3 protein-coding genes are annotated in these 6,153 nt (G+C 46.1%); all 3 read right to left on the bottom strand.

The genetic code is table 11. The annotated features are described in order from the left end of the window. The coding region (gene gdhA, locus GX089_00385) for an NADP-specific glutamate dehydrogenase (GenBank protein ID NLP00927.1) at window positions 1-1,112 on the bottom strand (1,112 nt) is incomplete at its 3' end. Between the two features lie 363 nt (window positions 1,113-1,475). Beyond that, window positions 1,476-2,180 carry a GAF and ANTAR domain-containing protein gene (locus GX089_00380; GenBank protein NLP00926.1) on the bottom strand — a complete coding sequence of 235 codons (705 nt, stop codon included), beginning with the start codon at window positions 2,178-2,180 and terminating at the stop codon, window positions 1,476-1,478. A gap of 128 nt (window positions 2,181-2,308) precedes the next feature. After that, a partial coding sequence (locus GX089_00375) for a hypothetical protein (GenBank protein NLP00925.1) occupies window positions 2,309-6,153 on the bottom strand: 3,845 nt, incomplete at its 5' end.

The raw sequence follows: 6,153 nt of genomic DNA, 5'->3' as shown, positions 1-6,153 counted from the left end.
TTGGAGGCCTTTCCGGGAGCATATAGAATTTTCTTTCCCATGAAAACCTCTACTGCATCAGGTGTGCTGGGCATATTGGCGCCTTCACCAACACAGATACAACCGTTTTTAGTCAGCTCTTCTGCCTCGCTCTTCTCTATCTCATTCTGAGTTGCGCAAGGAAGAGCAATATCACACTTGATCCCCCAGGGGCGTTTCCCATCGAGGTATGTACATTTGTATTTATCTGCATATTCCTTTATGCGCCCGCGCTTTATATTTTTGAGATCCTTCACAAACGCCAGCTTTTCTTCATCTATCCCATCAGGATCGTAGATGGTGCCATTTGAATCGGAAAGAGAGACAACCTTTGCACCCATCTGAGTAGCTTTCTCGGTTGCAAACTGAGCTACATTCCCGGAACCGGAAATAGTGACAATTTTTCCTTTGAAACTTTCATTTCTGGTCTTGAGCATCTCTTCACAGAAGTATACAAGACCATAACCTGTCGCTTCCGGCCTGATCAGACTTCCACCCCAGTTAAGTCCTTTCCCTGTAAGCACACCAGTAAACTCATTTCTGAGTCTTTTGTATTGACCATACATAAACCCGATTTCACGTGCACCGGTTCCAATGTCTCCTGCCGGAACATCTGTATCTGCACCAACATGACGGCTCAGTTCAGTCATGAACGCCTGACAGAAACGCATCACCTCATTGTCTGACTTCCCCTTGGGATCAAAATCTGATCCTCCCTTTCCTCCACCCATCGGAAGGGTAGTAAGAGCGTTTTTGAAAACCTGCTCAAAAGCCAGAAATTTCAGTATTCCGAGGTTCACCGAGGGGTGAAGCCTCAGACCGCCTTTGTATGGCCCGATAGCACTGTTCATCTGGATACGGAAACCACGATTGACCTGCACCTCTCCTTTGTCATCAACCCAGGCCACCCGGAACATTATCACTCGCTCCGGCTCTACCATCCTTTCCAGAATTTTTGCCTTCTGGTAACGAGGGTTCTTCTCGATAAAAGGCATCAAAGATGTTACAACTTCCTCGACCGCCTGAAGAAATTCCTTCTCGCCCGGGTTTTTGGCTTTTACCTTCTCCATAAATGCAGAAACAACTGATGACATAAATGCTCCTTTCAGAAACTATGAATATTACTTACATCTCTGCTTTCAAAAATTGTCCACTAAATTAAACCTTTTTCCTCTCCTTTGGTATTGATATCATACTGCATCTTAAGTGCCTGATAATATCTCCGATTACAACCTTCGCATTTTTTGCATCTGTGTTTCTTTTTCCTTATTTAAATCAGTGCAATCATTATAATCAGCTTAATCAGTGGTCAAAATCAGTAGTCAAAAAAAGAAGCCCGGCTCCTGTCTCCAGGGGTCGGGCATCAACTTCGATACTCAATTTTTACTGAACATCGTTGTTCAGCTATCGGAAAATCCAATCCGGATTAAAAAAAGAAACTACATAATGCCTGTATATCAGTCAAACGATGAGATCAGAATGATAGATTCTGCTATTTTAGCCATGGATGTACGTGAATTCATGCTCTGTTTCCGCATCAGTTCAAATGCGGTCTTCCCGGTAACCTTCTTTTTATCCATCAGAATCTCTTTGGCCCGCTCGATCAGTTTTCTATCTTCAAGCTCTTTCTGAATAATCTCCTTCATTATGCGAAGCTCGGTGTTTTTAAAGAGAACGGCTGCCTGTGCAGCAACTGTGGTCAGAGTCATTACATCTTCTTTGGAAAATTCATAAATTTCCGGTGTATAACAGTTTATCACACCGATAACCTCTCCCTCCACACTCATTGGAACAGAGAGAAGGGAAACCAGTCCGTCTTTTTCAGCGATTCTTCTATTAATGTAGCGGGAATCCTTGCGCACATCCAGAACTGTCATTGGCTTGTTGGTCTGTGCCACCCGTCCGGCAATCCCTTTCCCAAGTGGTGTGTTTGTGCGCTGGTTGTAACTGCCCGAATCTGTCTGGCAGGCACGCAACACGAGTTCCATTTTCTTTTTGTCAAGAAGAAGGATGGAACAGATTTTTGATCCGGTGATCTTGGCAGTAACCGAGACAATAAGTCTCAGAAGATCATCCAGATAGTTTTTTTCCATGATGGCGTTGCTGATCTCGGCTATGCCTTCAAGCATCTTGTTTGTATCGGATAATTTACCTTTACCCATATTCACCCGCCAGACTAAACTGTTATGAGATAAAAATGTAATACGCGGTATAAGTTGTCTATCATTTCAGGAAGGCAGGAGTAAAGAGGGACTGGAGTCAGCCTGATTTGCTGACTCCAGAATTAAATCTACCTGGCAGAACCGTGCATTAATCCTACTTTTCCGACCAGTTGCGAATTGTATTTCTTAAATTCCTTACCGGAATACTCAACGTATACCAAAACCTTGTAAACTCCGGGAGCGGCTTTCATCTTCTTTTGTGTAAAACCATTCCAGTAAAGGTCAATAGGGAAGAGAGTCCCGCTGCTCTCTTTAAGAGCTTCCACTGGTATACTGGAGAGAAGATTTTTCTCGGTACTGGTGCTCACCATGTTACCAATCGCATCATAGACTTTTATTATACACTTGACTTTTGTAGAGATATCATCCGGAACGAAGAGATTAAAATTAATCACTACCCCGGCATTATCCTCTTTTACCCAATTTCTTGCATTAGGTGCATGTTTGGCGTAAATCCGACCAGCAGGAACTCTTTTTACCGTAGCCAGAGCGGGATTGGGGTATGAATACAGCTTGTCAGCCTGTATTCCTGTGACAATTATCCTAACGCGCTGGTTGTCCGGATCCGGATAATTGCCGGTGCCCACCCTGTCAGTGATGTACGAAGAGTCACCAAACATCCTGATGCTTACAAAATGTCTGGGGTTCAAATCGACATTGTTTTCAGTCAGGAATGTAACAACAGACTCATCAGCACTCTGAAGGTTGTCGATATTAAGCAGCAGGCTGTCCTTCAGCCTGTAACCGGATTCCTGGGTGGGATCAACTTCCCAGATGTAAAACATCACCGCAGGTACATCATCCGTGCTGAGATCCCCTCCCTTGTTGTTCATCACCGGCTCGCTGAAAACAACAGTCACAATATCTCTGGTCCTGTCCTGATCAGCGGATTTGATCTGCTTTGTCACTTTCCAGATTACCGGCCCGGCGCCATCTTTTGCGACAAGATTCGAAAGTGAATCGATTCCCGCCTCAGGGATGGCATCGAATGAAATATAGGGAGTCCAGCTGGTCTGGGGTTCGCCATTCTTTACTTCTTTAAGGATCAGAGTCCACACACTGTCTTTCCCGTCCGCTCCACCTCCGATCACCTTTTCAACAGTAAAGGAAGTGTTGCCGCGGTAGATATTGATACCGCTGATCTCAGCAAAATCTTCAGGAAGCGAAACCTCCTTGCTGAAAGTCAGAGTGATTCTGTCAAGATAACCGTTTCCGTTGTCATCACCGGTAACCGCTGATTTAACAGTTACCAATGGACCGATAATCTTGATAAATGTACTCGCCTTGATAGAATCATTGGCTGCTGCAGTCAGATTCCCGAATTCATTGTCTTTAACCCCTGATGCATCGTACCAGATTCTTTCCTGGCCTGTTCCCTGCGGAACTCTGTGCAGGGTGGAATCTGTGCTCCAGTCGCTCTTCTCCGGTCCCCGTTTGTTTCCATACTGATCATAGCCGATCGCGTAGATCATCGCTCCTCCCTGTGGGTAGCGCAGTACAAGTGTGTCCCCGACAGGAGTTCCATCCTGGTACTGAAGAGCAAGGGAATCAAGAGCAGCAGGATACAGGGTGAAAGGATCTGTAACTGCTGTCAAGCCACCCAGATCCACAGAGATCTGATGCATGCTGTCAGGATCATTCGGCACGTAGTAAAGCACAATCGGGACAGTATCCAATCCGCTGCTGAAACACTGGTTCCCTTCTTCACTAAGCCACAGCGTGTCTCCTCCTATAAGCACAAAGGGCTTCGGTCTGCCGCCGGTTCCAAGAGTATCGGTGTACCGGACACCATTGCCTGAATCAGCGTAAAAACAGTAATCTCCGGGAACAAGTCCGTCTTCATTGTATATCTTGATAACAGTAATAATAGAATCTCCAGCCTTGCGCTTGTCTGGCGGGGTTACGATCTCTATCACAACTCTATTGGGAGGACCGGGACGGAATATCGCATCGATAGTATCAGGTATCGCTAATCCATCCGGATCTGTTACCCGGATAATTCCCTTTCCGGTGTCCGTAGGTGAGAAATTCCAGGAGTGTGCCCTGCCGGGAGCAGTTGGAATCATCTTGAGACTGGTGCTGTTAGCCCATCTTCCTGAAAAATCTTCCCACTCTCTTGTGTCAGAGCGCATACCCTGAACTCTTATTGTGACATGCTCATTTGTATTGATATCGAGTAAATTGATGACTTCATTGCCCCTCATTATCTGCAATTGAACATAGTGGTAGCCAAGAAGTTTTACCGCTACTGTATCACGCAGACCGCTTGTGTCAACTGCAAATACTCTTGCAATTCCGTCTTTGGCTTTTCGCTCGATAATTCCCTCACCCAGATTGGTATTCCCGTTGCGTGGAGAAACTATGGTGTCATTATTTACAACTCCCCATTCTTTAATTGTGGCATAGCGGACAAAATTGCCCAGGGAATCCCGCAACAGGGCATACACGGATGTGGTTGCAGAACTGTCTGTGATCTGAACCGTATCAGCAGGATTTGGAGTATTTGGGCTGCTGTGCCAGTCAGGGCTGGACTCGATATAAAGTGCTTTCGGTTGTCCGGGAATGACTGTCACCTTTACTGTGTCACTATACACACGGGAAATGTCATAACGGAAATTCACCATTATCTGTACTGTCTGATATGCCTTTATCGGCATAAAAGAATTACTGATGCCGAAAGTAGTATCAAGAACACCAGTTGAGGTGTAACCGGGCATCTCCTCAACTTTCCATTGAAACTTACTGGTATTTTCGCTGACAGGCAGTTCATAGCTGGCTAACCAGACATTTTTATGATCAAATACCTTTGCAGTTAATGGAAGCGCCTTTCCTGCAACAGCCTCTATGGCCTGCTCAGGGTTTGGATAAGGCGTATTGGAAGCATCCGGAGCCCCTCCTTTGGGATAAAGAACTACCTTTACAGGTAAGCCAGGGAGAATCTTCACATACACCGTATCTGGTACCGCAGATCCCCTTGTAACAATGATCTTTCCTGTTCCTGTGTCCCCGGGAGCGAAATCCCAGAAAGATGTGGAGTTTGCACCAAGTGAAACACTGGTCGAGGTGTAACTCCAGTTTCCATCAACTGAAACCCACTCTCCATCATAGGATCTTTTTCCCTGTACCTGCAGAGTCGTGTCCTGATCCGAACGCATCACCAGGGAATCGATTCTCACGGAGTTATTCACCACTATCCGCAGTGAATCGATAGAGAAATCCGAAACATTGACATCGACAGTGTCAAACAGAGCTGTGTTGTTGCGGTTGACTGCAATTACCTTTGTGGTGCCAATGGTGCCGATTCTTCTGACTCTTCCTTCCCCCAGAGTCGCAAATCCTTCATTTGCAGTTACCAGGGCTGTGTTAAGACTTGTCCAGTTTGTACTCTGCGATCTTCCGATATAGTTGCCATAGACATCCCGCAGAATAGCGTAAGCGGTTTTCACCGTATCCCTGCTGCCGAAGTCAATTACATTGAGAGGGTTATCCTGCGTCAAATGGATCCCGGTGGGATTGGAACTGCCCTCTATAACCAGGTGATCGACTGGACCGTATTTGACATAAACATTGACTGACGCAGTGAAGGACCTGGATCCCTCTCTGAATTCCGCGGTGATCTGATATGTGCTGTAAGCCTTTTTAGGGGAGAATGTCACTATATGGCTCGTTCTGGAGTCCAGTGTGTCGGCAGCCGCAAACCCCTCGATTCTCGTGATGCTCCAGTTGATAAGGGTTCTGCTGACAGAGGCTACCTCATAGCCGGGCAGCCATATATTGTTACGGTCGAATATCTTTGCCACAAATGTGTAGGTATTTCCTGCGATCAGGGTATCTACTACCGGCGGCTGAGGATAGGGAGTAAGGGTGGATGGGTTTCCCTCACTGTCGTATAACCGCATCGACCCGGGAAGGC

The organism is Fibrobacter sp. (assembly GCA_012523595.1).
Classification (GTDB): domain Bacteria; phylum Fibrobacterota; class Chitinivibrionia; order Chitinivibrionales; family Chitinispirillaceae; genus JAAYIG01.
This window is presented reverse-complemented; position numbering and strand designations above follow the sequence as displayed.